The organism is Sediminicoccus sp. BL-A-41-H5 (genome assembly GCF_050632405.1).
Taxonomy (GTDB): domain Bacteria; phylum Pseudomonadota; class Alphaproteobacteria; order Acetobacterales; family Acetobacteraceae; genus Roseococcus.
On sequence record NZ_CP192601.1, the window covers coordinates 4,385,688 to 4,410,494 of the forward strand.

27 protein-coding genes, 1 tRNA gene and 1 pseudogene are annotated in these 24,807 nt (G+C 70.0%); 10 read left to right on the forward strand and 19 right to left on the reverse strand.

Annotated elements, in window-relative coordinates; all coding sequences use genetic code 11:
• The first annotated feature begins 196 nt into the window (after nucleotides 1–196).
• The 4 genes from ACQ860_RS21510 to ychF are packed head-to-tail and all read left to right on the forward strand — an operon-like array spanning nucleotide 197 to nucleotide 3,015.
• Nucleotides 197–868 carry a 50S ribosomal protein L25/general stress protein Ctc gene (locus ACQ860_RS21510; protein ID WP_431305357.1) on the forward strand — a complete coding sequence of 224 codons (672 nt, stop codon included), beginning with the start codon at nucleotides 197–199 and terminating at the stop codon, nucleotides 866–868.
• A gap of 12 nt (nucleotides 869–880) precedes the next feature.
• A complete protein-coding gene (gene pth, locus ACQ860_RS21515; RefSeq protein ID WP_431305801.1) occupies nucleotides 881–1,453 on the forward strand; it encodes an aminoacyl-tRNA hydrolase in 573 nt (190 codons plus the stop codon).
• A complete protein-coding gene (locus ACQ860_RS21520; RefSeq protein WP_431305358.1) occupies nucleotides 1,453–1,896 on the forward strand; it encodes a hypothetical protein in 444 nt (147 codons plus the stop codon). The genes pth and ACQ860_RS21520 overlap by 1 nt, the downstream gene beginning before the upstream one ends.
• A 24-nt stretch (nucleotides 1,897–1,920) precedes the next feature.
• Entirely contained in the window at nucleotides 1,921–3,015 is a 1,095-nt protein-coding gene (ychF, locus tag ACQ860_RS21525) for a redox-regulated ATPase YchF (protein ID WP_431305359.1), read from the forward strand.
• Between the two features lie 6 nt (nucleotides 3,016–3,021).
• Here ychF and ACQ860_RS21530 read toward each other — a convergent pair whose 3' ends face one another.
• The gene (locus tag ACQ860_RS21530; protein ID WP_431305360.1) at nucleotides 3,022–4,287 is read right to left on the reverse strand and encodes a Zn-dependent hydrolase; all 1,266 of its coding nucleotides are present in this window, start codon (nucleotides 4,285–4,287) and stop codon (nucleotides 3,022–3,024) included.
• A gap of 225 nt (nucleotides 4,288–4,512) precedes the next feature.
• Between ACQ860_RS21530 and ACQ860_RS21535 the strand changes: the two genes are divergently transcribed.
• Nucleotides 4,513–5,655 (forward strand): glycosyltransferase, encoded by a 1,143-nt coding sequence (locus ACQ860_RS21535; RefSeq protein WP_431305361.1) that lies wholly within the window; start codon nucleotides 4,513–4,515, stop codon nucleotides 5,653–5,655.
• Nucleotides 5,656–5,661: 6 nt separating this feature from the next.
• Here the strand turns inward: ACQ860_RS21535 and ACQ860_RS21540 are convergent, their stop codons facing one another.
• The 6 genes and pseudogenes from ACQ860_RS21540 to ACQ860_RS21565 form a co-directional block, all read right to left on the reverse strand.
• The gene (locus ACQ860_RS21540; protein WP_431305362.1) at nucleotides 5,662–6,237 is read right to left on the reverse strand and encodes an SAM-dependent methyltransferase; all 576 of its coding nucleotides are present in this window, start codon (nucleotides 6,235–6,237) and stop codon (nucleotides 5,662–5,664) included.
• A complete protein-coding gene (locus ACQ860_RS21545) occupies nucleotides 6,234–6,899 on the reverse strand; it encodes a PIG-L deacetylase family protein (RefSeq protein ID WP_431305363.1) in 666 nt (221 codons plus the stop codon). Before ACQ860_RS21545 ends, ACQ860_RS21540 begins: the two co-directional genes overlap by 4 nt.
• Before the next feature lie 11 nt (nucleotides 6,900–6,910).
• On the reverse strand, nucleotides 6,911–7,993 hold the full coding sequence (locus ACQ860_RS21550) for a family 1 glycosylhydrolase (protein WP_431305364.1): 1,083 nt from the start codon (nucleotides 7,991–7,993) through the stop codon (nucleotides 6,911–6,913).
• Nucleotides 7,994–8,003: 10 nt separating this feature from the next.
• Complete coding sequence (gene glf, locus ACQ860_RS21555) at nucleotides 8,004–10,283, reverse strand: UDP-galactopyranose mutase (RefSeq protein ID WP_431305365.1); 2,280 nt, start codon at nucleotides 10,281–10,283, stop codon at nucleotides 8,004–8,006.
• A gap of 346 nt (nucleotides 10,284–10,629) precedes the next feature.
• Nucleotides 10,630–10,899 (reverse strand): annotated as a pseudogene (locus ACQ860_RS21560) (PRC-barrel domain-containing protein); the annotation flags it as partial.
• Nucleotides 10,900–10,983: 84 nt separating this feature from the next.
• On the reverse strand, nucleotides 10,984–11,493 hold the full coding sequence (locus tag ACQ860_RS21565; RefSeq protein WP_431305366.1) for a sigma-70 family RNA polymerase sigma factor: 510 nt from the start codon (nucleotides 11,491–11,493) through the stop codon (nucleotides 10,984–10,986).
• Between the two features lie 251 nt (nucleotides 11,494–11,744).
• Here ACQ860_RS21565 and ACQ860_RS21570 point away from each other — a divergent pair, with 251 nt between their 5' ends.
• Nucleotides 11,745–12,632 (forward strand): hypothetical protein, encoded by an 888-nt coding sequence (locus ACQ860_RS21570; RefSeq protein ID WP_431305367.1) that lies wholly within the window; start codon nucleotides 11,745–11,747, stop codon nucleotides 12,630–12,632.
• Nucleotides 12,633–12,675: 43 nt separating this feature from the next.
• Here ACQ860_RS21570 and ACQ860_RS21575 read toward each other — a convergent pair whose 3' ends face one another.
• Together ACQ860_RS21575 and ACQ860_RS21580 are read right to left on the reverse strand one after the other, a co-directional pair.
• Nucleotides 12,676–12,846: a DUF1328 domain-containing protein gene (locus ACQ860_RS21575; protein ID WP_431305368.1), complete on the reverse strand. Its 171-nt coding sequence runs from the start codon at nucleotides 12,844–12,846 to the stop codon at nucleotides 12,676–12,678.
• Between the two features lie 126 nt (nucleotides 12,847–12,972).
• Entirely contained in the window at nucleotides 12,973–13,275 is a 303-nt protein-coding gene (locus tag ACQ860_RS21580; RefSeq protein ID WP_431305369.1) for a SemiSWEET family sugar transporter, read from the reverse strand.
• A 145-nt stretch (nucleotides 13,276–13,420) separates the two neighbouring features.
• Between ACQ860_RS21580 and ACQ860_RS21585 the strand changes: the two genes are divergently transcribed.
• On the forward strand, nucleotides 13,421–13,969 hold the full coding sequence (locus ACQ860_RS21585) for a ferritin-like domain-containing protein (protein WP_431305370.1): 549 nt from the start codon (nucleotides 13,421–13,423) through the stop codon (nucleotides 13,967–13,969).
• Between the two features lie 332 nt (nucleotides 13,970–14,301).
• A complete protein-coding gene (locus ACQ860_RS21590; RefSeq protein WP_431305371.1) occupies nucleotides 14,302–16,707 on the forward strand; it encodes a sensor histidine kinase in 2,406 nt (801 codons plus the stop codon).
• Nucleotides 16,708–16,843: 136 nt separating this feature from the next.
• Here ACQ860_RS21590 and ACQ860_RS21595 read toward each other — a convergent pair.
• Nucleotides 16,844–16,920: transfer RNA gene (locus tag ACQ860_RS21595), tRNA-Arg, on the reverse strand.
• 43 nt (nucleotides 16,921–16,963) lie between these two features.
• Entirely contained in the window at nucleotides 16,964–17,515 is a 552-nt protein-coding gene (locus ACQ860_RS21600; RefSeq protein ID WP_431305372.1) for a carboxymuconolactone decarboxylase family protein, read from the reverse strand.
• Between the two features lie 55 nt (nucleotides 17,516–17,570).
• Here ACQ860_RS21600 and ACQ860_RS21605 point away from each other — a divergent pair, with 55 nt between their 5' ends.
• Nucleotides 17,571–19,133, forward strand: a complete 1,563-nt coding sequence (locus ACQ860_RS21605) for a sulfatase-like hydrolase/transferase (protein WP_431305373.1) — start codon at nucleotides 17,571–17,573, stop codon at nucleotides 19,131–19,133.
• A gap of 64 nt (nucleotides 19,134–19,197) precedes the next feature.
• Here the strand turns inward: ACQ860_RS21605 and ACQ860_RS21610 are convergent, their stop codons facing one another.
• From ACQ860_RS21610 to ACQ860_RS21620, 3 genes are read right to left on the reverse strand one after another with little or no spacing between them, the layout of a single operon-like run.
• The gene (locus tag ACQ860_RS21610) at nucleotides 19,198–19,695 is read right to left on the reverse strand and encodes a flavin reductase (RefSeq protein WP_431305374.1); all 498 of its coding nucleotides are present in this window, start codon (nucleotides 19,693–19,695) and stop codon (nucleotides 19,198–19,200) included.
• A gap of 8 nt (nucleotides 19,696–19,703) precedes the next feature.
• Nucleotides 19,704–20,147, reverse strand: a complete 444-nt coding sequence (locus tag ACQ860_RS21615; RefSeq protein ID WP_431305375.1) for a DUF3047 domain-containing protein — start codon at nucleotides 20,145–20,147, stop codon at nucleotides 19,704–19,706.
• The gene (locus tag ACQ860_RS21620; protein ID WP_431305376.1) at nucleotides 20,098–20,388 is read right to left on the reverse strand and encodes a hypothetical protein; all 291 of its coding nucleotides are present in this window, start codon (nucleotides 20,386–20,388) and stop codon (nucleotides 20,098–20,100) included. Before ACQ860_RS21620 ends, ACQ860_RS21615 begins: the two co-directional genes overlap by 50 nt.
• Nucleotides 20,389–20,437: 49 nt before the next feature.
• Here ACQ860_RS21620 and ACQ860_RS21625 point away from each other — a divergent pair, with 49 nt between their 5' ends.
• Nucleotides 20,438–21,139 (forward strand): dienelactone hydrolase family protein, encoded by a 702-nt coding sequence (locus ACQ860_RS21625; RefSeq protein WP_431305377.1) that lies wholly within the window; start codon nucleotides 20,438–20,440, stop codon nucleotides 21,137–21,139.
• Between the two features lie 40 nt (nucleotides 21,140–21,179).
• Here ACQ860_RS21625 and gloA read toward each other — a convergent pair whose 3' ends face one another.
• Genes gloA through lpxD form a run of 5 tightly spaced genes read right to left on the reverse strand, consistent with a single transcriptional unit; the run spans nucleotide 21,180 to nucleotide 24,805 of the window.
• On the reverse strand, nucleotides 21,180–21,575 hold the full coding sequence (gloA, locus tag ACQ860_RS21630; protein WP_431305378.1) for a lactoylglutathione lyase: 396 nt from the start codon (nucleotides 21,573–21,575) through the stop codon (nucleotides 21,180–21,182).
• 26 nt (nucleotides 21,576–21,601) lie between these two features.
• The gene (locus ACQ860_RS21635; protein WP_431305379.1) at nucleotides 21,602–22,435 is read right to left on the reverse strand and encodes an LpxI family protein; all 834 of its coding nucleotides are present in this window, start codon (nucleotides 22,433–22,435) and stop codon (nucleotides 21,602–21,604) included.
• Nucleotides 22,432–23,286, reverse strand: coding sequence for an acyl-ACP--UDP-N-acetylglucosamine O-acyltransferase (gene lpxA, locus ACQ860_RS21640; protein ID WP_431305380.1), 855 nt, complete (start codon nucleotides 23,284–23,286; stop codon nucleotides 22,432–22,434). Before lpxA ends, ACQ860_RS21635 begins: the two co-directional genes overlap by 4 nt.
• Nucleotides 23,283–23,759 (reverse strand): 3-hydroxyacyl-ACP dehydratase FabZ, encoded by a 477-nt coding sequence (gene fabZ, locus ACQ860_RS21645; RefSeq protein WP_431305381.1) that lies wholly within the window; start codon nucleotides 23,757–23,759, stop codon nucleotides 23,283–23,285. The genes lpxA and fabZ overlap by 4 nt, the downstream gene beginning before the upstream one ends.
• Nucleotides 23,759–24,805 carry a UDP-3-O-(3-hydroxymyristoyl)glucosamine N-acyltransferase gene (lpxD, locus tag ACQ860_RS21650; protein WP_431305382.1) on the reverse strand — a complete coding sequence of 349 codons (1,047 nt, stop codon included), beginning with the start codon at nucleotides 24,803–24,805 and terminating at the stop codon, nucleotides 23,759–23,761. Before lpxD ends, fabZ begins: the two co-directional genes overlap by 1 nt.
• Nucleotides 24,806–24,807 lie beyond the last annotated feature (2 nt).

The window sequence follows — 24,807 nt, forward strand, 5'->3', positions numbered from 1 at the left end:
GCTTCCCCTGTTCCTGCTGGGGGAGCGCGCGGTGGATGGCTGGGTTGCGTGCCCCACCACAAATCGCGGCCCATCAGGGCTTGGCGGCGGGCCGCGCATCCCCTAAACCCCCTCGCACGGTGGCACCCCTGGAGGCCGCCTCCATGCGCGCGCCCATCGCGCCGCGTGGAATCACACCCGTTAAGGAGCAAGTGGCATGGTCCAAACCATCAGGATCGAGGCCGCGGCGCGCGGGCGTGCCGGTAAGGGGGCGGCGCGCGCGACCCGGCGAGAGGGGCTGGTCCCCGGTGTTGTCTATGGGGCGAAGCAGGAGGCGACGCTGGTCGCTTTCGATCCCCGCGACATCATGAAGGAAATGCACAAGGGCGGCTGGCAGTCGCACCTCTATGAGGTGGCGGTGAAGGATGGCCCGACGGAACGCGCGCTGATGCGCGATGTGCAGTTCGATCCGGTGACGGATCGCCCGCTGCACATCGATTTCCAGCGTCTCGCCCCCGGCGCCCGCATCCGCGTGAAGGTGCCCGTCAGCTTCCTCAACGAAGAGACCTGCCCCGGCATCAAGGCGGGTGGCGTGCTCAACGTCGTCCGCCGCGAGATCGAGGTGATGGCCGACGTGGACACGGTGCCCGAGCGCTTCGAAGTGGACCTGGCGGAAGCCAAGATCGGTGACAGCCTGCGCTGGTCCGCCGTGAAGGACAGCTTCGGCGCCAAGCCCGTGATCACCGGCCGCGACTTCGTGGTGGCGACCATCGCCGCGCCGACCGTGGTCGAGGATGTGGTGGCCGCGGCTCCGGCCGAGGTGCAGGCGACCAAGCAGAAGGCGCCCGCCGCCGCTGCCGCCGCCAAGGCCCCTGCGAAGAAGAAGTAAGCCGGCTTGGCGCTGCTCTGGGTGGGGCTCGGCAATCCCGGCCCCGAACACGCAAGGCAGCGCCACAATATCGGCTTCATGGCGCTCGACGCCATTCAGCGCCGCCACGGGTTCTCCCCGTGGCGGTCCAAATTCAAGGCGGAGCTGGCCGAGGGCAATCTCGGCGGCGAGAAGGTCTTCCTCCTCAAGCCGCAGACCTACATGAACCTGAGTGGCGAGGCGGTGAAGCCCGCCAGCGCCTTCCACAAGATCCCCGCCGCGGCCATCACCGCCTGGCATGACGAGCTCGACCTCGCGCCCGGCAAGATGCGCGTGAAGCAGGGGGGCGGCACGGCCGGTCACAACGGCCTGCGCGACATGCAGCGCGCCCTCGGTACGCCGGAATTCGGCCGCGTGCGCCTCGGCATCGGCCATCCGGGCCACAAGGACCGCGTGAGCGGCTACGTGCTGGGCGGCTTCGCCAAGGACGAGAACTGGGTCGGCCCACTGCTTGATGCGCTGGCCGATGCCGCGCCCCTGCTGGCCGAGGGCAAGCCGGCCGATTTCATGACGCGGGTGGCGCTGCTCACCCAGGAGAAGCCCTGATGGAACCGATGGTGGTTGAGGAATTCTTCGGTGGCCCCGGCCCCGAGGATCTGCTGAACGCGGCCGCCGCCATCGCCCAGGCGCTGCGGCAATTCGCGGCGACCGAGGCGCAGGCTGCGGCCGGCCTCACCGCTTGCCTGCCCCGCGCGGGCGAGCCGGGCCCGATCAGCGACATCCGCCGCGGCAAGGCGGTCGCCCAGGCGGCGGCCGAGGCCGCGAGCCGCGCGGCCCTGCTCCTGGAAGCGGCCGACCTCCTGGCCCCCGGCGGCACGGCGGCCGAGATCGCCACTGCGCTGGGCAACGCCACCAAGCGCGCCGGGCTGCCCCCAGGCGTGCTGATCCCGCTGCTGCGCGCAGCGGCCCTTTCCCTGCCCACGGATGACGCCTCGGCCCGCATCGCGGCCTCGGTGCGCGTGCAGGAACTGGCCAGCCTGCTGGCCTGACATCTTTCAGACGGAACGGATGCAATGGGCTTCAATTGTGGAATCGTGGGCCTGCCCAATGTCGGCAAGTCCACCCTGTTCAACGCGCTGACGCAGACGGTGGCGGCGCAGGCGGCGAATTATCCCTTCTGCACCATCGAGCCCAATATTGGCCGTGTGGCCGTGCCGGATGAGCGCCTCTCCAAGCTCGCCGCCATCGGCAAGAGTCAGAAGATCATCCCGACCAGCCTTGAATTCGTGGATATCGCGGGCCTGGTGCGCGGCGCCTCCAAGGGCGAGGGGCTGGGCAACCAATTCCTCGGCAATATCCGAGAGGTGGACGCCATCGTCCATGTGCTGCGCTGCTTCGAGGATGGCGACGTGACCCATGTCGAGGGCAGCGTGGACCCGCTGCGTGACATGGAGACGATCGAGACCGAGCTGATGCTCGCCGACCTCGACAGCCTGGAGAAGCGCGTGCCCGCGCTGCAGAAGAAGGCGCGCGGCAATGACAAGGAGGCGCAGGCGCAACTCGCCCTCGTGGAAGCCCTGCTGCCCGCGCTGCAGGCCGGCCGCGCCGCCCGCACCGCCGTGCCCAAGGGCGAGGAGGAGGCGGCCAAGCGCCTCGGCCTGATGACCACCAAGCCCGTGCTCTATGTCTGCAATGTCGAGGAAGGCTCGGCCGCCACCGGCAATGCGCACAGCCAGCGCGTGCTGGAGTTCGCGGCGCGCGAGAAGGCCAGCGCCGTCGTCGTTTCGGCGGCCATCGAGGCCGAAATCGCGCAGATGGCGGAAGCCGATCGCGGCGAGTTTCTGGAGACGCTGGGGCTTTCCGACAGCGGCCTCGATCGCGTGATCCGCGCGGGCTACGGGCTGCTCGGCCTCATCACCTATTTCACGGTGGGGCCCAAGGAGACGCGCGCCTGGACCATCATCCGCGGCATGACGGCGCCGCAGGCGGCGGGCGTGATCCATGGCGATTTCGAGCGAGGCTTCATCGCGGCCGAGACCATCGGCTATGACGACTACATCGCGCTGAATGGCGAGCAGGGCGCCAAGGAAGCCGGCAAGATGCGCGTCGAGGGCAAGGGATACGTCGTCCGCGATGGCGACGTGATGCTGTTCCGCTTCAACGTCTGAGACGGTTCAGGCAGCCGCCGCCTTCGCGCACCAATGGGTGATGGCGGCGGTGGCGGCGGCGAAATCCTCCATCCGCATGTCCTCGAGCGGCGTGTGGCTGCCATTCTGGTTGCGCACGAAGACCATGGCGGCGGGAATGCCGGCCTGGGCGAAGGCCGCCGCGTCATGCCCGCCGCCGGAGGGCATGATTTTGTGCGGGATTCCCATGGCCTCGGCCGATTGGCGCAGCGCCTCGCGCAGCGTCGCATCCATCGGCGTCGGCACGCTGGCCTGCCGGCCCTCCAGCGCGAAGCTGACACCGCGCGCGGCGCTGATCGCGGCCGTCAGGCGGTCGATCTCGGCATAGGCGCGATCCAGCGTCGCGATTTCCGGCGCGCGCACGTCGAGGCTGAAGCTGATCTCGCCCGGCACCTTGCCGAAGCCCGCTTGGTCGCTCGTCTCGATGGTGCAGAAGGTGATGACGAGCGGCACGCCCTCCGCCTCCACGCTGGCCCAGAACAGGTCCAGCCGATGCGCGAATTCCGCCAGCGCCAGCGCCGCATCGTGGCGATAGGCGCGGGGTGTCGCGCCCGAATGGTTCCACTCGCCACGCACCATCCCGCGCCGCACGCGGCGATTGCCGGGCAGCGCGGTGACGAGGCCCATCGGGATCTCCTCTGCATCCAGCACAGGGCCCTGCTCGATATGCAGCTCCACATAGGCGGCGACCGTCTCGGGCTCGATGTACCGGCGGCCCTCACGCAGCGCGTCCGGGTCGAAGCCCAGCTCTCGTATGTGGTGCTCCAGCGAGAGGCCGGTGTCGGGCCGCAGGATCGAGAGGTTCTCGGGCGGGAAGCTGCCCAGCGCGCCGCGGCTGCCGGGGAAGCCGTTGAACCAGGCGCCGCCCTCCTCGGCGCGGATCGCCATCACCGTCACGTCGCGCGTCGGCGTGAAGGCAGCCTGGCGCATCCCAGCCACCACCGCCATGCCGCAGAGCACGCCGGCCGCACCATCGTAATTGCCGCCCTGTGGGACGGAATCGAGGTGGCTGCCCAGCATGATGCGCGGCAGGCTCCGATCCGTGCCCGGCAGCGTCATGTACATGTTGCCCGCGAAGTCCACGCTGATCTCGAGGCCGAGCTTCTCGGCCTCGGCACGGACGAGCGCATGGGCGATCTCTTCGCCGCGCCCATAGGCCTCGCGCGTAACGCCGACGCCGTCGAAGGTCTTCTCGCGGAGCGCGTCGAACAGGCGTTGGGCGAGGGCGATGTCGGGGCGGAGGTTCGTGGCCATGACGCCATCTTTCCCCGCGCGGGCCGGGGCCGCAACCACGCGCGGCGTGCAACGGGTTCTGCGCCGCGAGACGACTTCATGCATCGAGCGCAAGCGGGCCGAAAACCCGGGCCTCAGCCCGTTCCTGGGCGCATGGAAGCCTTGTCCTGGCCGCGCTGGAAGGCGGACAGAACCGCCACGATCATGGCCCAGAAGAGGCATCGGCCTGATGGAGCGAGGGATGCGATGACCAGCCCGGATGCCGGAACGCCCCCTGAGGCGGGGTGCGAGGGCATGCCTGTGCTGCCGGTCGTGCCCCAACTGGCCTTGGCGATCGCCATTCCCGCGCATGACGAGGCGGTGCTGCTGCCGCGCTGCCTGACCGCACTCGCGCATCAGCGCAACGCGCCGGATTTCGCCGTGCTGGTCTACGCCAACAACTGCACCGACGGCACGGCGGCGCTGGCCCGCGGCATGGCACGCCGGTTGCCCTTTCGCCTGATCGTCGAGGAGGCGCTGCTCGCGCCGCAGAACCGCAATGCCGGCCACGCCCGCCGCCGTGCCATGGAGCGCGCCGCGACCCTCTCGGCCAAGCCGGACTTCCTGCTGCTGGCGACCGACGCCGATGCGCAACCGGCGGATGACTGGGTCCTGCGGATGCAGGCGCATTTTCGCGCCGGCGCCGATGCGGTGGCCGGGCGCATCGTCATCGAGGCCGGCACTCTGCCGCCCTCCGTCCGTCTGCGCTCCCGGAAGGAGGCGTATCTGGCGCGGCTGCATGACCGCATCGCGAGCCTGTTGGATCCCGTCCCCTGGGACCCCTGGCCGCGCCATGCGGGCCACTGGGGTGCGAATTTCGGCGTGACCGTTGATGCCTTTCACCGCGCCGGCGGCATCCCGCCCGTGCCTGTGGCCGAGGATCGCGCCTTCTTCCGCGCGTTGGAGCGGGTGAATGCCCGCATCCGCCACGCCGAGGATTCCCGCGTGCTCGTCTCCGCACGGACCGAGGGGCGTGCGGCGGGCGGCATGGCTGACGTACTTCGCCGTCGCAGCGCGACCGAGGATCCCTGGTGCGACGCGGCGCTGGAGCCGCTGTGCCACGGGCTGCGCCGCATGCGCCTGCGCCAGGCCCTGCGCACCGACCCCACGCGTCTCCGCGCCGCGCGGATCGCGCGTCGGCTCGGGCTCGACCCGCAGGCGGTCGGGCCGCTTCTGGCCCCGGGCGACTTCGGGGAAACCTGGGAGCGCTTGCTCCAGGCGAGCCCTGCCTTGCGCGAGTGCCGGCTCGCGATCACGCGACTGGACCGGCAGACGGTGCTGGCGGCGCGGCTGCTGCGACGCCTTGGCGTCGAGCCTCCCGAGCCGCTGGTGGAGGAAAGCCTGGTCTGAGGCCGCTCAGGGCCCCTCCGCCAGGTCGATCCGGTATTGCGGCAGCAGCGCCGCATTCTGGCAACGCCAGCCGGCGGGCAGCGCCTGCAGCAGCGTCAGCGCCGCCGCATCGCCCGCCATGGTGCCGTCATTGGGGCCGCGCCAATTCACCAGCATCACCGTGCCGCCCGGCATGAGAGCGGAACCGCAGTGTTGCGCGATGGCGTGCAGGTCCTCGACGGAGAGGAAGTACAGCACCTCGGAGAGCATGATCAGGTCGAAGCGGCCTTTGGGCCATTCGGCGGGGATCGCGCGGCGCTCGAAGCGCAGGCCGGGCAGATGCGCGCAGCGCGCGCGCGCCGTGACGAGCGCCCCCTCGACGAAATCCACGCCCAGCACCGCGTCGCAGCGGGTTGCAAGGCGCTCCGTCAAGGTGCCGATGGAGCAGCCGACCTCCAGCGCCGCGGCATAGCGCGCCCGCGGCAACGCCTGGAGCGTGGCCGCATATTTGGCGGCCTCATAGGCGCTGGTCGAGAGCTGCCATGGATCGCCGCTCGCGCGATAGAGCCTGTCGAAATGGCTGGGCGGGGTGGATCCTGTCATGCGGTGCGCCCTGCGAGGAGGAAGAATTCGGTGCCGCGACGCGTCATCCTGCGAAGCTCGGGCGGCACGACGAAGCCGGGACCGAGGCCGCCTGGCCCACGCCCGAGTTGCGAGTGATGTCGCTCCAGCGCCGCGCTCCGCCGCGCCGCGTGCCGCAGGACGGGCAGGCGGCAGCGGACGCCCAGCGGCAAGGTGCCCCAGACCACATATTCCAGCAGCGAAAGCCGACGCCGCCGGCACATGAGGCGAGCCAGCGCACGGCAGGCCCTGTGATCCGGGTGTGCATCGGCCTGCGACGGCGCCACGAGGTTGTGCAGCCGCAGCCGCGACATCCAACCCGAGAGACGTCTCGCCGCCTCGCGCAGGGCATGCCCCGCCATCGGCATGGCCCCATCCGGAAATGCCAGGAAGCGCATATGCCGCCGCGCACCACCCAGGCGCCGGACCGCCGAAGCCGCCTCCCGCCGCCGCAGCGCCGCACGGCGCTGCGCGGGCCACGCAGGCGAGCCCGGATGCGAGGCCGCGCCATCCGTCGCGATCACGACCAGCAAGGGCCGCCGCCGCCGCGCCAGCTCCGCGATCAGGCCGCCGCAGCCCAGCGTCTCGTCATCCGGATGCGGCGCCAGGATCAGCGCGCCGCGCAGCAGGGCACAGCGTCTCATCCCAGGGGGCCTCATCGCACGGGCGAGGGCGCACGCAGGGCGCCGAGCTTCTCAAGCGCGAGCCGCTGCCCAGACCGCACGAAGCGACGGCCCCCGCGCTGGCCGATCGGTCCGCAGGGGCAATGCCGGCCGTCGTCCCAGCCCGGATAATCCATGATCGGATAGACGCAGACCGCCTGCAGCTCGACGCCCATGTCCAGTGCCGCCTGGCTCTCCTGCGCGATGTAGCCGAGCCATTCGTCGCCCATGGGGTCCTCGGCGCCCGTCTCGCTGATGACGAGGGGGCGGCGGAAGCGGCGGCCGGCATCGCGCAGCAATTCGCGCAAGGGGCGATAGGCGGCATGGCCGCGCGGCACGGTGCGGCGCAGCAGCGTCCATTGGTTGTGCGGATAGTAGTTGAAGCCGACGACATCCACGGCTGAGGCGTCCTCTTCCAGAATATGGTCCACCGCGGCGAGGGACGCCTCCACCTCGGCTTGCGCGGCAGCCTCCTCGTCGCGACCCTCGCGCGGGACGACCCATATCAGCGGCTCGCACACCAGAACGGGCTCTGTCGCGCCCTCCTCGCGCAGCGCCGCGACGGCGGCGAGGTGGGCGCGGACGAGCTGGCGCTTCAACTCGTCACCGCGATTGACGAGGTAGGGCGCGAAGCCGCCCTTGTGCCCGCCGGCCCAGGCCCAGAAGGCCATCTCGTTCACCGGCACCCAGCCGGCGATCTCGGCCCCCTCGCTGCGCAGCATCCGCACGCAGGCGCGGGTAAAGCGCGCGAGCGCGCGCGGGAAATCCGGCGACATCACGTCCAGGTGGTCCGGCACGCCCCAATGGCAGAGGCCCCAGACCACGCGCACACCGGAAGCGCGCGCGCCGCGCACCTGCTGCAAGGCCGAGCGGAAGTCGTACTCGCCCGGCCGGCGCTCGATCAGGTGCCAGCGAAGCGATTCCCGCGCGCAGCGTAAGCCAAGCGCGCGCAGGATCGCGTGGTCCAGCATGGCCCAGCGGTCATGCTGCGTGGCTGCCACCGAATCCACGCGCCTTCCGTCGTGGCGACGATGGCTGGCGCCCTCGAAGCCACCCCAGACGAAATCCTCGATCACGCGGCGGCCCCTACTCCGCGGCCCGCATGCCGGCGAGCGTGCGCTGTGTGAGGCGCCGCGCCGCCGTGAGCGCCTGTCCCACCACCTGGTCCATGTTCAGATAGCGGTAGGTGCCGAGACGGCCGAGGAAGGTGACGTCGCGCTCCTGGTCCGCCAGCGCCTCGTAGCGCTTGTAGAGCGCCTGGTTCGCCGCGTTCGGCACCGGATAGTAGGGTTCGCCCTCCGCCGAGGAACGCTCGCGGCACAGGCTGGTGCGGCGATGGCTCTGGCCGGTGATGTGCTTGAACTCGGTGCAGCGGGTGTAGGGCGTGTCCAGTGCGGGGTAGTTGATGGTCGCCACCGGCTGCGCGAATTCCACGTCGCGCGTCTCATGCTCGAAGATCAGCGAGCGATAGGGCAGCTCGCCGAAGCGATGGTTGAAGTACGCATCCACCGGCCCGGTGAAGACCGTGTGGCGGAAGCGCGCGCGCGGCACGTCCACGTGATCGGTCGAGGGCACGAAGACGATGTTCGGGTGGTCCAGCATGTTCTCGAACATCCGGGTGTAGCCGGCGGCGGGCATGCATTGGTGGCGATCCAGGAAATAGCGATCATCGGCCGATATGCGCGTGGGCACCCGCGCCGTGACGGAGCGATCGAGCTCGGCCGGGTCCACGCCCCATTGCTTCACGGTGTAGCCGCGGAACAACGCCTCATAGAGCTTCCGCCCCACCGAGGAGACGACGAAATCCCGCGCGGAGCGCACCTCGCCCACTTCTTCGGCGAGGCTCGCCAGGAACTCCTGCGTCGTCGCCTCATCGGCGAGGTGCAGGCCGAACATGCGGTTCAGCGTGGTCCGGTTGATTGGCATCGGCACCAGCCCGCGCTCGGTGAGCGAGAGCACGCGATGCTCATAGGGCCGCCAGGCCGTGAAGCGCGAGAGATAGCGCAGCACGTCGTCGCTGTTGGTGTGGAAGATGTGCGGGCCATAGCGATGCACCAGGAGACCCGCATCATCATGCTCGTCGTAGGCATTGCCACCCAGATGCGGGCGACGGTCCACCACCATCACCTTCTGCCCGGAGGCGGCGAGGCGCTCTGCCATCACCGCACCGGCGAAGCCCGCACCCACCACCAGCGTGTCGGCGATGGCGGCGGCGCGCATGTGCACCACGGGGGCTGCCATGCGCCGCATCTCGGCGGCCGAGAGCAGTGCGGCCATCCGGTCATGGATGCCGTCCCAGGAGATGGTCGCGAGCAGGTCATCCACAGCGACAAAGTCGCTGTCATCGCCCTCGCGCATCGCGGCCGCTGCCGCCGCGACGAAGCCTTCCGCATCACGCGCGATGGTGACGGCGGTGATTCCCTCGAAGCGGCGCACCACATCGGTGATGGGGGTCGAGACGACCCGCTTGCCGCCGGCGAGATACTCGGGCGCCTTGGTGGGGCTGATGAAGCGTGTCGCCTCGTTCAGCGCGAAGGGCATCAGCGCCAGATTCCAGTGCGAGAGATAGGCTGGCAGGTCGGCGTATTCGCGCGGGCCCAGCCAATGGATGTTGTGCGCCCTGGGCAGTTCCTCCGCGCTCAGCTTGGCCAGGGGGCCGATCATGACGATCTGCCAATCGGTCCGCAGGCGCGCGATGCCGGCGATGAGGTCGAGGTCCAGCCGCTCGTCGATCACGCCGAAATAGCCGAGCACGGGCCGCGGCAGCCGCGCCTGGTCCTCGGGCTCGGCCAGCGGCACGCGCGCGGCCATGAAATGCGCGAGGTCCACGCCGCTCGGGAGGCAGTGGATGTTGTCGTGGCGATCCTTTCGCGCCTCATAGAGGCTCGCGCCCCCGGCGAATACGACATCCGCCGCGCGCATCAGCTCGCTTTCCAGCAGCTTCAGCTCGGGCGATGCGAAGCGGAAGGCGGAGAGCTCGTCCATGCAATCGAAGGCGACGCAGCGCCAGTTCACATGCGCCGAGAATTTCCGCGCGAGCGGCGTGTAGTACCAGGCGGCCGTGCGCCCGGTCTTGGCAAGCAGCTGGTCCAGCAGGCGCGCCAGCGCCTCCGTGTCGTGCGGGTCTGGCAGCAGGGGCGTCACCACATGCACGCCCGTCTTGCGGCAGATGGTGGTGCTCAGCATGGCGCGGTCATGCGCCAGCGGCTCCTCGAAGAACCAGGTCGGGCGCTGCCGTGCGAAGCGCGACATGATCTGGTGCGGCCGCTGGAAGACGGAGTTCCAGCGCAGGTGGGAGAAGCAGATCAGTGGCGCAGTCGCCTCCGGCGTCGGGAACTTCGTGAGGGAGGAGCTGTCGAAGGCCATGATCTTTGGGTTCCACGCTTCGGGTTGCGCCGGCCGCGCCTCCTCCCGGCGTGCGAGGCGCCGGGCAAGCGACGCGAGGCAGAGCAGGGCGGGGGCGAGGCTGGCTCGTCTTCCCGTAACGCCGTGAAACGTCCCGGGTTTCGCCGTCGCGGCCACCGAAGGCAGAAACCTCAGTAAAATCGAGAAATTTTGCGCTGAAACGCCGCGCGGCGCGGAGCGCTTCCGCGCCGCGCCGCGCCTGCACGCCAAATCGCCTCAGCGATAGCCGCGCGGGCCGGTCAGCAGATCTTCGCCAAGGCCGGTGCCGCCGCTGCCATAGTGGCGATCCACGGAGCCGCTCCTCGGTGAGCGAGACGACGTAGCCGCCCTGCTCCGGGCTATAGGACAATTCGGACCAGGGGACGGGGAAATGCTCGGAGCCGAGGCCGAGGAAGCCGCCGAAGGACAGCACGGCATAGGCGACCCTGCCCTCCACCTTGGTGATCATGAGGCTCTCGATGGAGCCGAGGTGGTTGCCGGCCCGGTCGTAGACATTGGTTCCCTCCACGCGGTCGGAGGAAATCAGGTCGCGGTTCGTGGACTGCCCGCCGCTTCCGAGGGACTCTGTCGTGCTCATCCTGCGTCTCCCATGCTTGACTTGTTGAGAGGGGGACAACCGGCGCGGGATGGCACGGTTGCGTCATCGGCCGCGAATTCGGCGTCAATCCTCGGCGGCCTCGTGCCAGGCGGGCCGGGTCGGGCGCTCCATCAGTGCGGCCAGTTCCCGGCGCGCGCGAAACACCCGGCTCTTCACCGTGCCGACGGCGCAGCCGATGATCTGGCCGATCTCCTCGTAGGACAGTTCTGCGCCGGCGCTCAGCAGCAGCACGTCCCGGTGCGGCGCGGGCAGGAGCGCGAAGGCGCGGCGCAACTCGAGATGGGTGATGGCCCAGTCCTGCGACGGCTCGACGCGCAGCACCACCGGCGGCGCGGCCTCGATCGAGACGGTCTGGCCCCGGCTAGGCGCGTATTTGTTGTAGAAGCGGTTGCGCAGGATGGTGAAGAGCCAGGCGCGCATGTTGGTGCCGAGTTCGAAGCGATCCTTCGCCCCCAGCGCGCGCACCACCACATCCTGCACCAGGTCGTCGGCGTCGTGGCGGTCGCGCACCAGTTGCCGGGCATACCCGCGCAGCTTCGGAATCAGCAGCAGCAACTCGTCCTCGAAGGCCATGCGCCCGCTCCCTGGCGCAAGGTCAACGTGCCGGTGTTTTCGTGGTTGCCCCCGCCGCGCATGCGGCCAAGCAAACCCGCCGCGCATGCGGCCAAGCAAACCCGCCGCGTAAGCGGCCAAACGCAAACGCGCCACGCATGCGGCCCCGTGCAAATCGCCTGCGCCGCCGTTGCAGCGGAAACCCGCCTGCGCCGTTGCGGTTCGGTCAGGGACGTCAGGCATCGGGCCTGCGACCGCACGGAGGATCGGCAATGAGCACATCTGCGGAAGACTATGCGGGCGGGAGGGTCGCCGAGACCCGCATCCACCCGAATGTGAGCTGGGGGGCCATCATGGTGGGCGCGGTCGTCGCGGTCAGCCTTGGGACGATGCTGAACACATTGGGCCTCGCCACGGCGGCGAGCCTCATCGAGACGCTGACGCGCGAGACGCCGACGGCGCAGAGCATGGCGGTCGGCACCGGCATCTGGCTGGCGCTCAGCACCGGCATCTCGCTCTATCTCGGCGCGCTCGCGGCTGCCCGCCTCGCGCATAGCTGGGATATGACGGATTCCGCGCTGCATGGCCTGGCCGTCTGGGGAGTGGCGACGCTGCTGGCGGCGGCTCTCCTCGGCTCGGCGATGAGCGGGGGCATCGCGGCCGGGGTGCGCGGCGTGGGCGCGGCGGCGGGCGGCGCGGCCAATGCCGTGGGCTCGGCCGTGCCGGCGCTGACGCCGGAGAACGCGCTGGAGGGCCTGCGCGGCCGCCTCTTCGGCCGGGGCGATCCGGCGGCGACACCGCGCGAGGAGGCGATGGCGGAAGCGAGCCAGATCTTCCTCCGCCGCATGCGTGAGGGGCAATGGGTCCCGCAGGACCGCGCGCCGCTCGAGATGCTGGTCGCGGGCATCGCGGGCATTCCGCAGCCCGAGGCGGCGACGCGCATCAACGAGACGGAAGCCGCCGTGCAGTCCGCGCTGCAGCGCGCGGAGGAGGCGGCGCGGCGCACGGCCGATGCGGCGGCGCGGACCACGGCCATCGGCGCCTTCTGGGCGTTCGCGGCGCTGCTGCTGGGGCTGGGCGCGGCGGTGCTGGGCGCGCGTTCCGGCACGCATCCGGGGCGGGTGGCACTGGCCCGCCGGCGCGACGCGCTGCGCGCCTGAAACGGACGAACCCGCCCCCCTTGCGGGGGGCGGGTTCCTTGATTCAGTTGCGGCGTGCCACACCGACGACAAGCGCCGCCAGCACGAAAATGATCAGCGCCCAGAAGAGGATGCTGGCACCCCCGCTGGCGGCGCTGGCCACGCCGCCGAAGCCCAGCGCCCCGGCGATGACCGCGATGACGACCAGCGTGATGATCCAGGAAATCACATCCATGACGGGTTTCTCCTTCCCCGGGCCGCGCGCTCGCGGCCCTCGTGTTGAATCCGCCCGCCCGGCTTGTGCGGGGGATAGCGGGACAACGCGGCGCCGGAAGGGGGGATGCAAAGTGGGGATCCGGCGTCACCCCTCCCGCGGATCCAGCGCCTCGGCCACGGCCGCCTTGCTTCGGGGCGGCAGCAGCTTCATCACGAGGATGAAGCCCGCCAGCGTGCCGCAGACGGCATTGGTGACGATGATGGCCCAGGCCCCCAGCATCAGCCCGTAGGTGAACCACAGCCCGAAGCCCACCACGGTGATGGCGAAGGTGGCGGCCGAGAGGCTCGACGTATCGCGCGTGCGGATCACCTTCCAGGCCTGCGGCGTGAAGCTGACGATCGAGGCGAGGCCCGCCGATGCCGCCACCACATCGCTCCATTCCATCATCCGTCCACGCGCCCCCGGTTCCATCCGGACGCAACGGCGCGCTGCGCCCGTGGTTCCAGCGCCGCGGGCGGTCTTTTTGCGGTGCGTGCGCAACTGTCCGCCGGAGATGACGTTCCCGCGGCATGGACCCCAGGGGAAGATCATCATGGAACAGGAAGTGCGCGAGCTCCTCGTCGAGGAGTTGAAGGATGCCCATAGCGCAGAGAGGCAGGCACTGGCCTGCATGAAGAAATCCGCGCGCCTCGCCACCTCGCCTTCGCTCAAGATGGGCATCGAGGAGCACATCCAGCAGACCACGGAGCAGATCGCGCGGGTGGAGGAGGCGCTTGGCCTGCTCAAGGCCAAGGCGGGGCGCAAGACCTGCATGGCCATGAAGGGGCTGGTCGAGGAAGCGACGGAAGCGGCGGCCGAACATGAGAAGGGCCCGCTGCTCGACCTCGTCATCGTCGCCGGCATGCAGCGCATCGAGCATTACGAGATCGCGGCCTATGGCACGGATATCGCGCTCGCGCAGGCGCTGGGCGAGGATGAGGTGGCCAGTCTCCTCAAGGGCATCCTGGCCGAGGAGAAGGCGACGGATGTGCGGCTCACCACGCTGACCCAGAAGGAGTTGATGGGCACTGCGCTGCGTGAGGGCGCGGAGGAAGAGGAGGCGATGCCGATGCCCGCCCCCCGGCGGCGCCGTTCCGCCTGACGCGTCGAAGCGCGCCACACGGGGCGCGCCCGGCGCCGGTCATCCAGGGGCCAGCAGGGGTCAGTCCCGGCTGGCCCCTTTGCTGCGCCGCCCCTCAGCCCTGTGGCGCCCGTCTGGTGCCTGTCCATCCGGTTGCTGGCCGGTATGCAATGGCCGAGCCAATGCCTTTCCTTGTCCATTTGGACTTGCATCGCAGAAAGTATTCGTGGTCCTCTTGAAGAGGGGGAAAATAAAGACTTTTTGTTTTTGATATTGGTATATTTTTACTTGAACGTATTTTCGGTGACTTCGTTGCAAATCCCATGACTCGCCCAGCAGCGCGAGGAGCAGCATTGCAGACACAGGCCAGTGCCCAGGCCCTTCCGGCCTCCGCCACGACGGAGCCGGCCCCGCCGCTGCCGCGCCTCGCGCGGTATCTGCCGCTCGCGGTCCTCCTGGTGCCCTTCATGATGCTCGTCATGGCCGGGCTGCTGGAGTGGCGCGGGTTGCGCGCCAGCGCCGAGGCGGAACTCGGCCGCGCCGCCGAAGCCGGCGCCGAATATGCCGAGCGCGCGCTGGAGAGTTTTACCGCCCTGGCCGGCCGTGCGGATGACGCGTTGCGCGGGCTTTCGGATGACGAGATTCGCGCGCGCGAAGGTGAGCTGCACCAGAAGCTGCAACGCCTGGTGGCCGAGGTGCTGCGCAGCCACGCCGTCTTCGTGCTGGATGGCGCGGGTGTGCCGCTGCTCTCCTCCCAGGCTTTCCCGGTGCCGCGGGCGGAGCTTCCGGCGGCCGCCGCCTTCACCGAGTTGGCCGGCGGCCCGCCGGGCGAGATCCTGGTGAGCCGCCCCTTCTTCGGTCCTTTCGACACGCAGCTCAACTTCGCCATCAGCCGCCCGCGCAGTGGCGTGGGCCAGGGCACCGCGCCGGGGGTCGTCGTCGTGACCATCCGCCCCGACGCGCTGGCCGACGGCTTCCGCCGCGTCGCCGGGCCGGTCGCCGATACGCTGGCGCTGGTGCGGCCCGACGGGCATGTGCTGACGCGCAGCACGGGGCAGCAGACGGTGCTGCCGCCCGTGCATCCGCGCAGCGGCTACCACCGGATGGTGGCCGAGGGCGCCAGCTTCGCGATCTACCACGCGCTCGATCTGGCTGGCGTCGAGGCGGGCCTCGCGGCGGCCCGGCGGCTCGACGGCTTCGCCGTCTACGCCACCAGCCGGCGGCGCGAGGCCGAACTGCGTGCGCAGTGGCGCGGCGCCATGGCGGGCCACCTCATGTTCGGCATTCCCGCCACCATCGGGCTGCTGGCGCTCAGCCTTCAGGTACGGACGGACCAGATGCGGCTGGGCCGGGTCAATGCCCGCCTCGCGGCGGCGGTGGAGGCGAACCTGGATCGCCTGACCCGCGCCCATCGCGTGGGCCTGGTCGGCACCTTCGAATATGACCTCCGCTCGGGTGTGAACATCCGCTCGCGTGAGTATCTCGAGATCCACGGATTGCCGCCGGAGGCGATGCGCGAAACGCATGCCGACTGGGCCCGGCGGCTGCATCCGGATGACCGTTCGCGCGCCGAGGCCGTGCTGCGGGATGCCGTCGCGGATGACAGCGGCGCCACCGCCTATGCGCAATCCTACCGCATCATCCTGCCCGACGGCGCCATCCGCTGGATCGCCGCGCGCGGCGAGATCGAGCGGGACGCCCAGGGGCGCGCGGTGATGATGCGCGGCGCGCATGTGGACATCACGCCGCTGCGCCGGACGGAGCAGGCGCTGGCGGAGAGCGACGCGCGGCTGCGCCTGGCGCAGGAGGCGCTGGGCATCGGCACCTGGGAATGGCAGCCCGATGGCGGCGGGCTGAGCTGGTCTGCCGTCATGATGCGGCTCTGGGGCTTTGGCGCCGAGGAGGGGCGGCCGCGCCTCGTCGCCGCGCTGCGCCGCATCCACAAGCCGGATCGTCGCCGCGTTCTGCAGGAGCTCGCGGCCGCCCTCTCCTCAGGCCTGCTCCGCACCGAATTCCGCATCAGCCGCCCCGGTCCGGAAGGCGAGGGCGAGACCGTCTGGATCGTCGCGCGGGCCAGGTTGCTGCCCGCCCCCGGCAATGGGGCGTCTCGCCTGCTCGGCGTCGCCTATGACGCGACCGACCGCAAGCAGGCCGAGGAGCGCGCCGCCATGCTCGCGCATGAGGTGGAGCACCGGGCGAAGAACGCGCTGGCCGTCGTGATGAGCCTGCTCAGGATGACGGAGGCGCCCAGCGTCCCGGCGTTGCGGGAGGCGCTGGAAGGCCGCGTCGGCGCGCTGGCGCGGACCATGGGGCTGCTCGGCCGCCAGCGCTGGCGCGGCGCCGCGCTCCGCCAGGTGGCGGAGGAGGAGCTGGCGCCCTTCCGCGGTCCCACGACGGCGGAGATCCTGCTCGAGGGGCCCGACATCCAGATCGAAATGGACCGCGTGCAGCCGCTCTCCATGGCGCTGCACGAGTTGGCGACCAACGCCGCGAAGTATGGCGCCCTGAGCCAGCCCAGCGGCCGGCTTGAGCTGCGCTGGAGCCAGCAGGGCGGGGAGGTCCGGATCACCTGGCGGGAGCTGGCCACGCCCCATCTGCCGGGCCCGCCGGAGCATGCCGGCTTCGGCACGCGGCTGATCGACTCCATCTTCCAGGACCAGCTGGGAGGGCGCGTCACCCGCCGCTGGGAGGCGACGGGGCTGGTCTGCGACATCATTTTTCCCGCTCATCCCGCCAGTGAGGCGCCGCGCGCGCGCTGATCCTCCGCCTGCACCGGATGGACCTCGCGGCCGCCGCGCGCCTGGGCCAGGCACGGGAAACGAGTCCAGCGCGACCTATGCGCCACCTTGGCACGCCAATCCCGCGGCGTGCAGCCGCCTGATTCTTGGGAAGGATTGGCGGACCCGAATGGATTCGAACCATCGACCTCTGCCTTCGGAGGGCAGCGCTCTATCCAGCTGAGCTACGGGTCCACGCCGAAGCCTTCCTAGCCGAAGCCAGGGCGGCTTGGAAGCCTCACTCGGCGAAGGGGTCGGGCGTGCCGTCCGGCAGTGGCACGCGGGCCACGTTCAGCGTGAGCCCCACCGCCGTGTAGTAGCCGCAGATGCCCAGCAATTCGACCACGCCCGTCTCGCCAAACATCGCCTTGGCCGTGTCGAAGGCGGCGTCGGTCACATCGCCATCCGCGTGCAGCTCGGTGCAGAAGCGATGCACGGCCGCCTCGTCCGCCGCCATGCCCTGCGGCGGCTGGCCGAGGCGCACGGCCTCGGCGATTTCGGGCTTCAGCCCGCCTTCCAGGGCGAGCGGGTGGTGCGCGAACCACTCGTAGCGCGCGCGGTAGCGCTTGGCGGTGATGAGGATCGCGAGTTCGGAGAGGCGCGCGGGGAAGCTGCTGCCCCAGCGCATGAAGCGGCCGGCGCGCTGCAGCGCATCGGCCATGTCCGGGCTGTGCAGCCAGGCGGGGAAGGGACCGCGCAGCCCGCCGCGCGCGCCGGCGCCGATGGCGTCCGCCACCGCGCGCTGGCGCTCGGTCATCATTTCGGGGGTGAGTTCGGTGAAGCGGGGCATGGCGTTTCCTCAGGCGTTGTTCACGCTAGGATGACCGCGTCCCAGGAAAACGCCAATGCCCGCGAAAAACGTCCTCTTCATCATGTGCGACCAGCTGCGCTGGGATCATCTGGGCTGCGCCGGCCATCCCTTCCTGAAGACGCCGAACATGGATGCCCTGGCCGCGCGCGGGGTCCGCTTCAACCAGGCCTATGTGCAGTCGGGCATCTGCGGCCCCTCGCGCATGAGCTTCTACACGGGCCGCTATGTCGCGAGCCATGGCGCGACGCATAACCGCGTGCCGCTCGGCGTGGGCGAGGTGACGCTGGGCTGGCACCTGCGCCAGGCCGGCCGCACGCTGGCGCTGGCCGGCAAGACGCATATGCTGCCCGACGCGCATGGCATGAAGCGCCTGCTGCTGGACGGGCAGGACGAGCTCGCGGTCCTGCTGCGCGAGGGCTGGTTCACCCTGGTGGACCGCCATGACGGCCACCACGCCGAGACCGACAGCGCCTATGCCCATTGGCTCCGTGCCCAGGGCTATGACAGCCCCGACCCCTGGACGGAGCACGTCATCGCGGTCGAGAGCCCCGAGGGCGAGGTGCTGAACGGCTGGAAGATGCGCCATGCCCGGCATCCCGCCCGCGTGCGCGAGGAGCATAGCGAGACCGCCTACACCACCGACCAGGCGCTGCGCTTCATCCGCGCGCAGAGCGAGAATCCCTGGGTGCTGCACCTCTCCTATGTGAAGCCGCACTGGCCCTATATCGCGCCCGCGCCCTACCATGCGCTGTACAAGCCGGAGCAATGCCTGCCGGTGCAGCGCCACGAGGCCGAGCGCGCGCCCGACATCCACCCCATGCTGCGCGAATTCCAGAACGAGGAAGTGGCGCAGAGCTTCCAGCGCGATGACTGTATCGCCACCGTTCGCCCGGCCTATCAGGGGCTGATCGCCCAGATCGACGCGCATCTCGGCCGCCTCTGGGCGCTGCTGGAGGAGACGGGGCGCTGGCGCGACACCCTAGTGATCTTCACCAGCGACCATGGCGACTACCTGGGCGACCACTGGCTCGGCGAAAAGGAACTCTTCCACGACTGCATCCAGCGCGTGCCCTTCCTGGTCTACGACCCCTCCGAGGCGGCGGACGCCACGCGCGGCACGGTGGAGGAACGCTTCGTGGAGGCCATTGATGTCGTCCCCACCATCCTCGACGCGATGGGGCTCGAGGCGCAGCCACATGTGCTGGAGGGCCGCTCGCTGCTCGATCTGACTCGCGGCACCGCGAGGGAATGGCGGGATTGCGTGGTGAGCGAGCTGGACTGGACCTTCCGCGGCGCGCGCCGGCGCCTGGGCCTGCCGACCGGCCAGCATCGCGCCTTCATGATCCGCGATGCGCGCTGGAAATACATCCATTGGACCAGCGGGCTGCGGCCCCAACTCTACGACCTGACGGCCGATCCGGAGGAGTATTTCGACCTCGGCGCCGACCCGGCGCTTGAGACGGTGCGGGCCGCGATGCGCGAGAAGCTGCTCGCCTGGGCCACCGGCCTCAAATGCCGCACGACACTGACCTGGGCCGAGGCGGAATTCCGCACCGACCGGCACAAGGCGGCCGGCGTGTTCTATGGCGAGTGGTGAGGCGCCAGCCCTTCCTGAGGGACTGATTCACGCCTTTGGTCCTTCCACCAAAGGCGATCAGGCTCTACGCCGCCTTCCCCACCAGGTGATAATCCCGCGCGAAATAGAGCAGCGCGGCCTCCACGCCCTCGGCCGTGCGGATCGCCTCGATCTCGGCGAAGAGCACCAGATGCGTGCCCTTCTCGACCACATCGGTGATGCGCGCATCAAATGCGACCAGCGCGTCCTCCAGCACCGGCGCCCCGGTGTGCAGCTTGCGCCAGGAGCCCGAGTTGAAGCGGCTGGGCCCATCCACCCCCGTGAAGCCGGCGAAGATTGTGGAGAGGTCCTGGTGGTCGCCATGCAGCGTGTTCACGGCCAGCACGCCGTTCTGCCGGAAGGCCTCGCAGGAGGAGACGCTCCGGTTCATGCAGACCAGCAGCGTGGGCGGGCTGTCGGTCACGCTGCAGACCGCGCTGGCGGTGAAGCCGCCCAGGCCAGCCGGGCCATCCGTGGTGACGATGTTCACCGCGGCCGGCAACCGCGCCATGGCATCGCGGAATTCCTTGCGTTCGATGGGCATGCTGTCTCCTAGGCGCAGCGCGTGAAGCGGATCCGCTCCACCATGGCGGAAATTCGGCTCTGTGTATCGTCGGCATCCGTGCCGATGGCGATTTCCTGCAAAGGCGGCGGGTCCCCGATGAAGGCCTCGCGCCAGTCGCGCGCCAGATCCACGCGCTCCTCGTACCAGCGGCCCGTCGGCGCGCTGGCGGTGCGGAGGATGCGCACCTTGCCGAGGCCGGAAAGCCAGGGGCTGTAGAAGTGCTCCGGCTCCTGCCCCGTGCCGCCCCAGGCGTAGATCAGCACGCTGCGCGGCAGGGCATGGCTGCCGGCGCGGGCCTGCGCCACGCCATGCTGCATGCGCTGCCAGACGGTGGAGCGGCTGGGCCAGCCCTGGAACCCGACCGCGATGGCCACCGCCCTGTCATCGCCGCCGCGACGCGTGAGGTCGGTCGGCGGCGGGGCGGCATCCACGCGCCAGCGCCAGGTGAGGCAGGCGGCCGCGCCCTCGAACTCGGCGCCAGACGAAGCTGCCTGCCCCCTGGCCCTCGATCGCGACCCCATCGGGCAGGCTGCGGAAACTGGCGGGGCGGATGCCGTCATACTCGCCATGCGTCCAGCCCGCGGCCGCGAGCCCAGGCTCCGTCGTCGCCCGCGCGACGGTGGGGGCGGCGAGACCCAGGGTCACGGAGGCGAGCATGGCGCGGCGATCCATCCTCGGTTACATGGCGGCCATCGAGGTTTGCGCCAAGGGAGATGACGCCATGTCCACCATCAAGATCGCCGCAACCGACGGCAGCGGTTCATTTGACTGCCTCGTTGTGACCCCGAAGACACAGCAGCCCACGGGTGTTGTGGTCATGATCCAGGAGATCTTCGGCATCAACGCCGCGATGCAGGCGCTCTCGGCCTGGGTGGCCGATATGGGCTTCATCGCCGTGGCGCCCGATCTCTTCTGGCGCCAGGAGCCCGGCGTCCAGCTCGACCCCGATGCCGGCCAGGCGCAATGGGACCGCGCCTTCGCGCTGTTCAACGGCTTCGACCAGGAGAAGGGGCTCGAGGATCTGAAGGCCACCATCGCCGCCGCGCGCAAGCTGCCGGGCGCCAATGGCAAGGTCGGCACCATGGGCTTCTGCCTGGGCGGGCGGATGGCCTTCAAGACGGCGGCGCATACCGATGCGGATTGCAATGTCAGCTATTACGGCGTGGGCATCGAGGGGATGCTGGGCGATGCGCCTGGGATGCGCGGCCCGCTGCTCATGCACATCGCGGAGCTCGACAAGTTCGTGCCGCCGGCGGCGCAGAAGGCGATCCTGGAGGGTCTGGCCGGGCATCCGAAAGTGACCTGCCATGTCTATCCGGGCGTGGACCATGCCTTCGCCCGCATGGGCGGCCATGCCTGGGATGCGCGCGCGGCCACCATCGCCAATGGCCGCACGGCGGAGTTCCTGGTGAAGTACCTCTGAGCGTGGCGCCGGCCCGGCCTGTGCCGGGCCGGCGAGCCGGCTACTTCCGCTGGATCAGCTCGATCTTGTAGCCGTCCGGATCCTCGATGAAGGCGATCAGCGTGGTGCCGAACTTCACCGGCCCCGGCTCGCGCGTGATCTTCACGCCCGCCGCGCGCATCGTCTCGCAGACGCCGTAGATGTCGGGCACGCCGATGGCGAGGTGCCCGAAGGCGCCGCCCATCTCATAGCTGCTGACGCCGTAATTGTAGGTCAGCTCCAGCACCGTCTCGCTCTTCTCGTCGCCATAGCCGAGGAAGACGAGGGTGTACTTGCCGTCCGGCACGTCATTCCGTCGCAGCTCCTTCATGCCGAGATGCGTGGTGTAGAAGGCCACGCTGCGATCGAGATCGCCCACGCGCAGCATGGTGTGCAGGTAGCGGAAGGAATGGTCCATCGTCTCTCTCCTGGATCCGGGCGTGCTCAGGCTGAGCGCGCGAAATTCTCGGGCTCGACCGCGATGACGAAGAGGCCCTGCTTGCGGGCTTCGGCCACCAGGCCTTCGCTGTCGGCCAATATGGTGCGGCCCGCCTCGATGGCGATGCCGCGCAGCCCCGCCTCGGCCGCGTGGCGCACGGTGATGGAGCCCACAACCGGCGCATCCACCCGCAGTTCCTGCTGCGGCTTGGCGAGCTTCACTAGCACGCCGCCGGGACCCTCGCGCCGCAGGGAGGCCGCGCGCGCCAGCAGAGCATCCGTGCCTTCCACGGCCTCGATGCCCAGCACCAGCCCCTGCTGCACCACGATGGACTGGCCGACATCCTGGTCGGCCAGGGCGCGCAGCACGCCGATCCCGCGCAGGATGTCGGTCCGCGCCAATTCATCCGGGGCCTCACCGGCCAGCAGGCCGGGCTCGGCGGTGCTGGAGGGCAGCAGCGATTGCGGCGCCACCACCTCGAAACCTTCCTCGCCCAGGATGCCGATGAAGTTGCGCAGCAGCGTGTCGTCGCCGGCGAACACGGCCTTGCCCAGGCGCGCGATCACCTTGGCCATCCAGGCATCGGGCCAGAGCGTGAGCGGCGAAAGGCGCTTCGCTCGGCCGCAGAGGACGAGATGCGTGATACCCTCGGCCCGCAGCCGCTGGATGATGGCGCCGCCCGCGCCCACGCGCTCCTCCATGTGGGGGAAGGCGCGCAGGCCCGGATCATCGTGGAAGTCGCGCAGGAGGACGACGAAGACCTCATGCCCGCGGGCCACCGCGGCGGCGGCCACGCGCGCGGGGAAGGGGCCGCCGCCGGCGACCAGGCCGAGCTTCACACCTCTTCCTCGTCACCGCCCAGTTCGGCGGCCATGCGGCCGGGGCGGATCAGCTCGCGCTTGCGGTCCTCGGAACGCAGGAAGGCCAGCACCTCTCCCACCAGCGCATCGCCCGCGAAGCGTTGCTCGGCCGCGTCCATGCGCGCGGCGAAGGTGCCGGGGTCGCGGAACAGCAGCCGGAAGGCCGAGCGCAGCGCATGCAGGTTCTCGCGCGAGAAGCCGCGGCGGCGCAGGCCCACCACATTCAGGCCGACCAGGCGCGCCGGCAGGCCGAAGACATTGCCGAAGGGCGGGATGTCGTTGGTGACGCCGGCGAGGCCGCCCACCATCGCATGCCGCCCCACGCGCACCATCTGATGGATCGCCGAGCCGCCGCCCAGGAAGCACTGCTCGCCCACCTGCACATGGCCGCCCAGCATGACGTTGTTGGCCAGGATCACGCGATCGCCCAGGCGGCTGTCATGGCCGACATGGCTGCAGGCCATGAGCAGGCAATCGGCACCGATGCGCGTCATGCCCTGGCCGCCCACGCTGCCACGATGCACGGTCACATGCTCGCGCAGCTGGCTGCGTGGCCCAACGACGACGCCGGTCGGCTCGCCCTTGTACTTCAGGTCCTGCGGCGGCAGGCCGACGGAGGCGAAGGGAGAGAGCTTCGCCTCGGCGCCGATCGTCGTCATTCCCTCGATCACGACGTGGGAGGCGAGCTCCGCGCCCTCCTCCAGCACGACCGAGGCGCCGATGACGCAATAGGGGCCGATGCGGCAGCCGGCGCCGATGCGGGCGCCGGGCTCGATGATCGCGGAGGGATGAATCTGCGCCGTGCCGGAGATGCGGTCCACGGGGCTCACCGGTCCCGGATCATGGCGGCGTAGGTCGCCTCGGCCACGACCTGCCCGTTGACGCGGGCCTCGCCGGAGAATTTCCAGACATTCGCCCGGCGTTGCACCTTCGTGACATGCACCATCACCTGGTCTCCGGGCACCACGGGCCGGCGGAACTTCGCGCCCTCGATGGACATGAAATAGACAAGCTTGCCCTCGGCATCGGGGCCCAGCGTCGCGACGACGAGGACGGCGGCGGTCTGCGCCATGCTCTCGATCAGCAGCACGCCCGGCATCACCGGCTCTGTGGGGAAGTGGCCCTGGAAGAAGCTCTCGTTGATCGAGACGTTCTTCACGCCGACGGCCGACTCGCCCAGCACGATGTCCACCACGCGATCAATCAGCAGGAAGGGGTAGCGGTGCGGGATGGCGCGCATGATCTGCGCGATGTTGTAGCTCTCGATCGCGGGGCTGGGCGGGGCGGCCTCATCCATCTCCATCACTCCGGTTTTTGCTTGGCCGCGGGGCGGGAATCGCTGCCGAGGCGCTTCAGGACCAACATGGCGCGGATGGCCTCCTTCTTGGGGGCGGCGGGAGAGCCGAGCACCTCGATCCCCGGCGGCACGTCATTCATCACGCCGGCCTGCGCGCCGATGCGCGCCTTGCTGCCGATCTTCAGGTGGCCGGTGATGCCGGCCTGGCCGCCCGCCATCACATAATCGCCCAGTGTGGTCGAGCCAGAGACGCCGACCTGCGAGACGAGCACGCAGCCGCGCCCGGTGCGCACATTGTGGCCGATCTGCACGAGGTTATCGATACGCGTACCGGGGCCGAGCACGGTTTCGCCGAGCGCCGCGCGATCCACGCAGCTGTTGGCGCCTATCTCCACCGCATCGCCCAGGCGGACGAGACCGAGTTGCGGCGCGGTGATGAAACGGCCATCGGCGGTGGTGTTGAAGCCGAACCCCTCCTGGCCGATGCGCGCGCCCGGATGCAGCACCACGCCACGGCCGAGCACCGCATGCGTCACGCTGCAATGGCTGTGGATGATACACTCATCCCCCAGCACGACCCTCTCGCCGAGGAGCACGAGCGGGCCGATGCGGCAGTTGCGGCCGATCTCCGCCCCGGCGCAGATCACCGTGCCCGCGCCGATCTCCGTGCCCTCGCCGATCACGGCGTCAGGGTGGATGATGGCCGAGGGGTGGATCTGCCCGCTCGGCGGCGGCACCGGGTGGAAGAGCGCCGCGACGCGGCCGAAGGCCAGCGCGGCGTCGCGGCAGATGACGGCGATGCTGCCGGCCGGCACGAACCCCGCGAGATCGGGCGCGACGAGGACAAGCCCGGCAGAGGTCTGCTCCAGCGCATCCTTGTAGGCGCGCCCCTCGCAGAAGCTCACCTGAGCGGGGCTTGCCGTATCCAGAGGGGCGACGCCCTCGAAGACGCGCCCCGCTGCGCCGCCGCCGCCGTCACCGCCGGCGGCCGCCAGGATGGCGGCGAGCGGCGTGCGGCGCGGTGGCCCGAGGAATCGTCGTTCGTCCGCCATGC

Bases quoted from the DNA above. Each gene is read 5' to 3' on its own strand.
- ACQ860_RS21510 (WP_431305357.1), top strand. From the start codon at position 197: ATGGTCCAAACCATCAGGATCGAGGCCGCGGCGCGCGGGCGTGCCGGT.
- ACQ860_RS21520 (WP_431305358.1), top strand. From the start codon at position 1,453: ATGGAACCGATGGTGGTTGAGGAATTCTTCGGTGGCCCCGGCCCCGAG.
- ychF (WP_431305359.1), top strand. From the start codon at position 1,921: ATGGGCTTCAATTGTGGAATCGTGGGCCTGCCCAATGTCGGCAAGTCC.
- ACQ860_RS21530 (WP_431305360.1), bottom strand. From the start codon at position 4,287: ATGGCCACGAACCTCCGCCCCGACATCGCCCTCGCCCAACGCCTGTTC.
- ACQ860_RS21535 (WP_431305361.1), top strand. From the start codon at position 4,513: ATGACCAGCCCGGATGCCGGAACGCCCCCTGAGGCGGGGTGCGAGGGC.
- ACQ860_RS21540 (WP_431305362.1), bottom strand. From the start codon at position 6,237: ATGACAGGATCCACCCCGCCCAGCCATTTCGACAGGCTCTATCGCGCG.
- ACQ860_RS21545 (WP_431305363.1), bottom strand. From the start codon at position 6,899: ATGAGACGCTGTGCCCTGCTGCGCGGCGCGCTGATCCTGGCGCCGCAT.
- glf (WP_431305365.1), bottom strand. From the start codon at position 10,283: ATGGCCTTCGACAGCTCCTCCCTCACGAAGTTCCCGACGCCGGAGGCG.
- ACQ860_RS21565 (WP_431305366.1), bottom strand. From the start codon at position 11,493: ATGGCCTTCGAGGACGAGTTGCTGCTGCTGATTCCGAAGCTGCGCGGG.
- ACQ860_RS21570 (WP_431305367.1), top strand. From the start codon at position 11,745: ATGAGCACATCTGCGGAAGACTATGCGGGCGGGAGGGTCGCCGAGACC.
- ACQ860_RS21575 (WP_431305368.1), bottom strand. From the start codon at position 12,846: ATGGATGTGATTTCCTGGATCATCACGCTGGTCGTCATCGCGGTCATC.
- ACQ860_RS21580 (WP_431305369.1), bottom strand. From the start codon at position 13,275: ATGATGGAATGGAGCGATGTGGTGGCGGCATCGGCGGGCCTCGCCTCG.
- ACQ860_RS21585 (WP_431305370.1), top strand. From the start codon at position 13,421: ATGGAACAGGAAGTGCGCGAGCTCCTCGTCGAGGAGTTGAAGGATGCC.
- ACQ860_RS21600 (WP_431305372.1), bottom strand. From the start codon at position 17,515: ATGCCCCGCTTCACCGAACTCACCCCCGAAATGATGACCGAGCGCCAG.
- ACQ860_RS21605 (WP_431305373.1), top strand. From the start codon at position 17,571: ATGCCCGCGAAAAACGTCCTCTTCATCATGTGCGACCAGCTGCGCTGG.
- ACQ860_RS21610 (WP_431305374.1), bottom strand. From the start codon at position 19,695: ATGCCCATCGAACGCAAGGAATTCCGCGATGCCATGGCGCGGTTGCCG.
- ACQ860_RS21620 (WP_431305376.1), bottom strand. From the start codon at position 20,388: ATGGATCGCCGCGCCATGCTCGCCTCCGTGACCCTGGGTCTCGCCGCC.
- ACQ860_RS21625 (WP_431305377.1), top strand. From the start codon at position 20,438: ATGTCCACCATCAAGATCGCCGCAACCGACGGCAGCGGTTCATTTGAC.
- gloA (WP_431305378.1), bottom strand. From the start codon at position 21,575: ATGGACCATTCCTTCCGCTACCTGCACACCATGCTGCGCGTGGGCGAT.
- fabZ (WP_431305381.1), bottom strand. From the start codon at position 23,759: ATGGAGATGGATGAGGCCGCCCCGCCCAGCCCCGCGATCGAGAGCTAC.
- lpxD (WP_431305382.1), bottom strand. From the start codon at position 24,805: ATGGCGGACGAACGACGATTCCTCGGGCCACCGCGCCGCACGCCGCTC.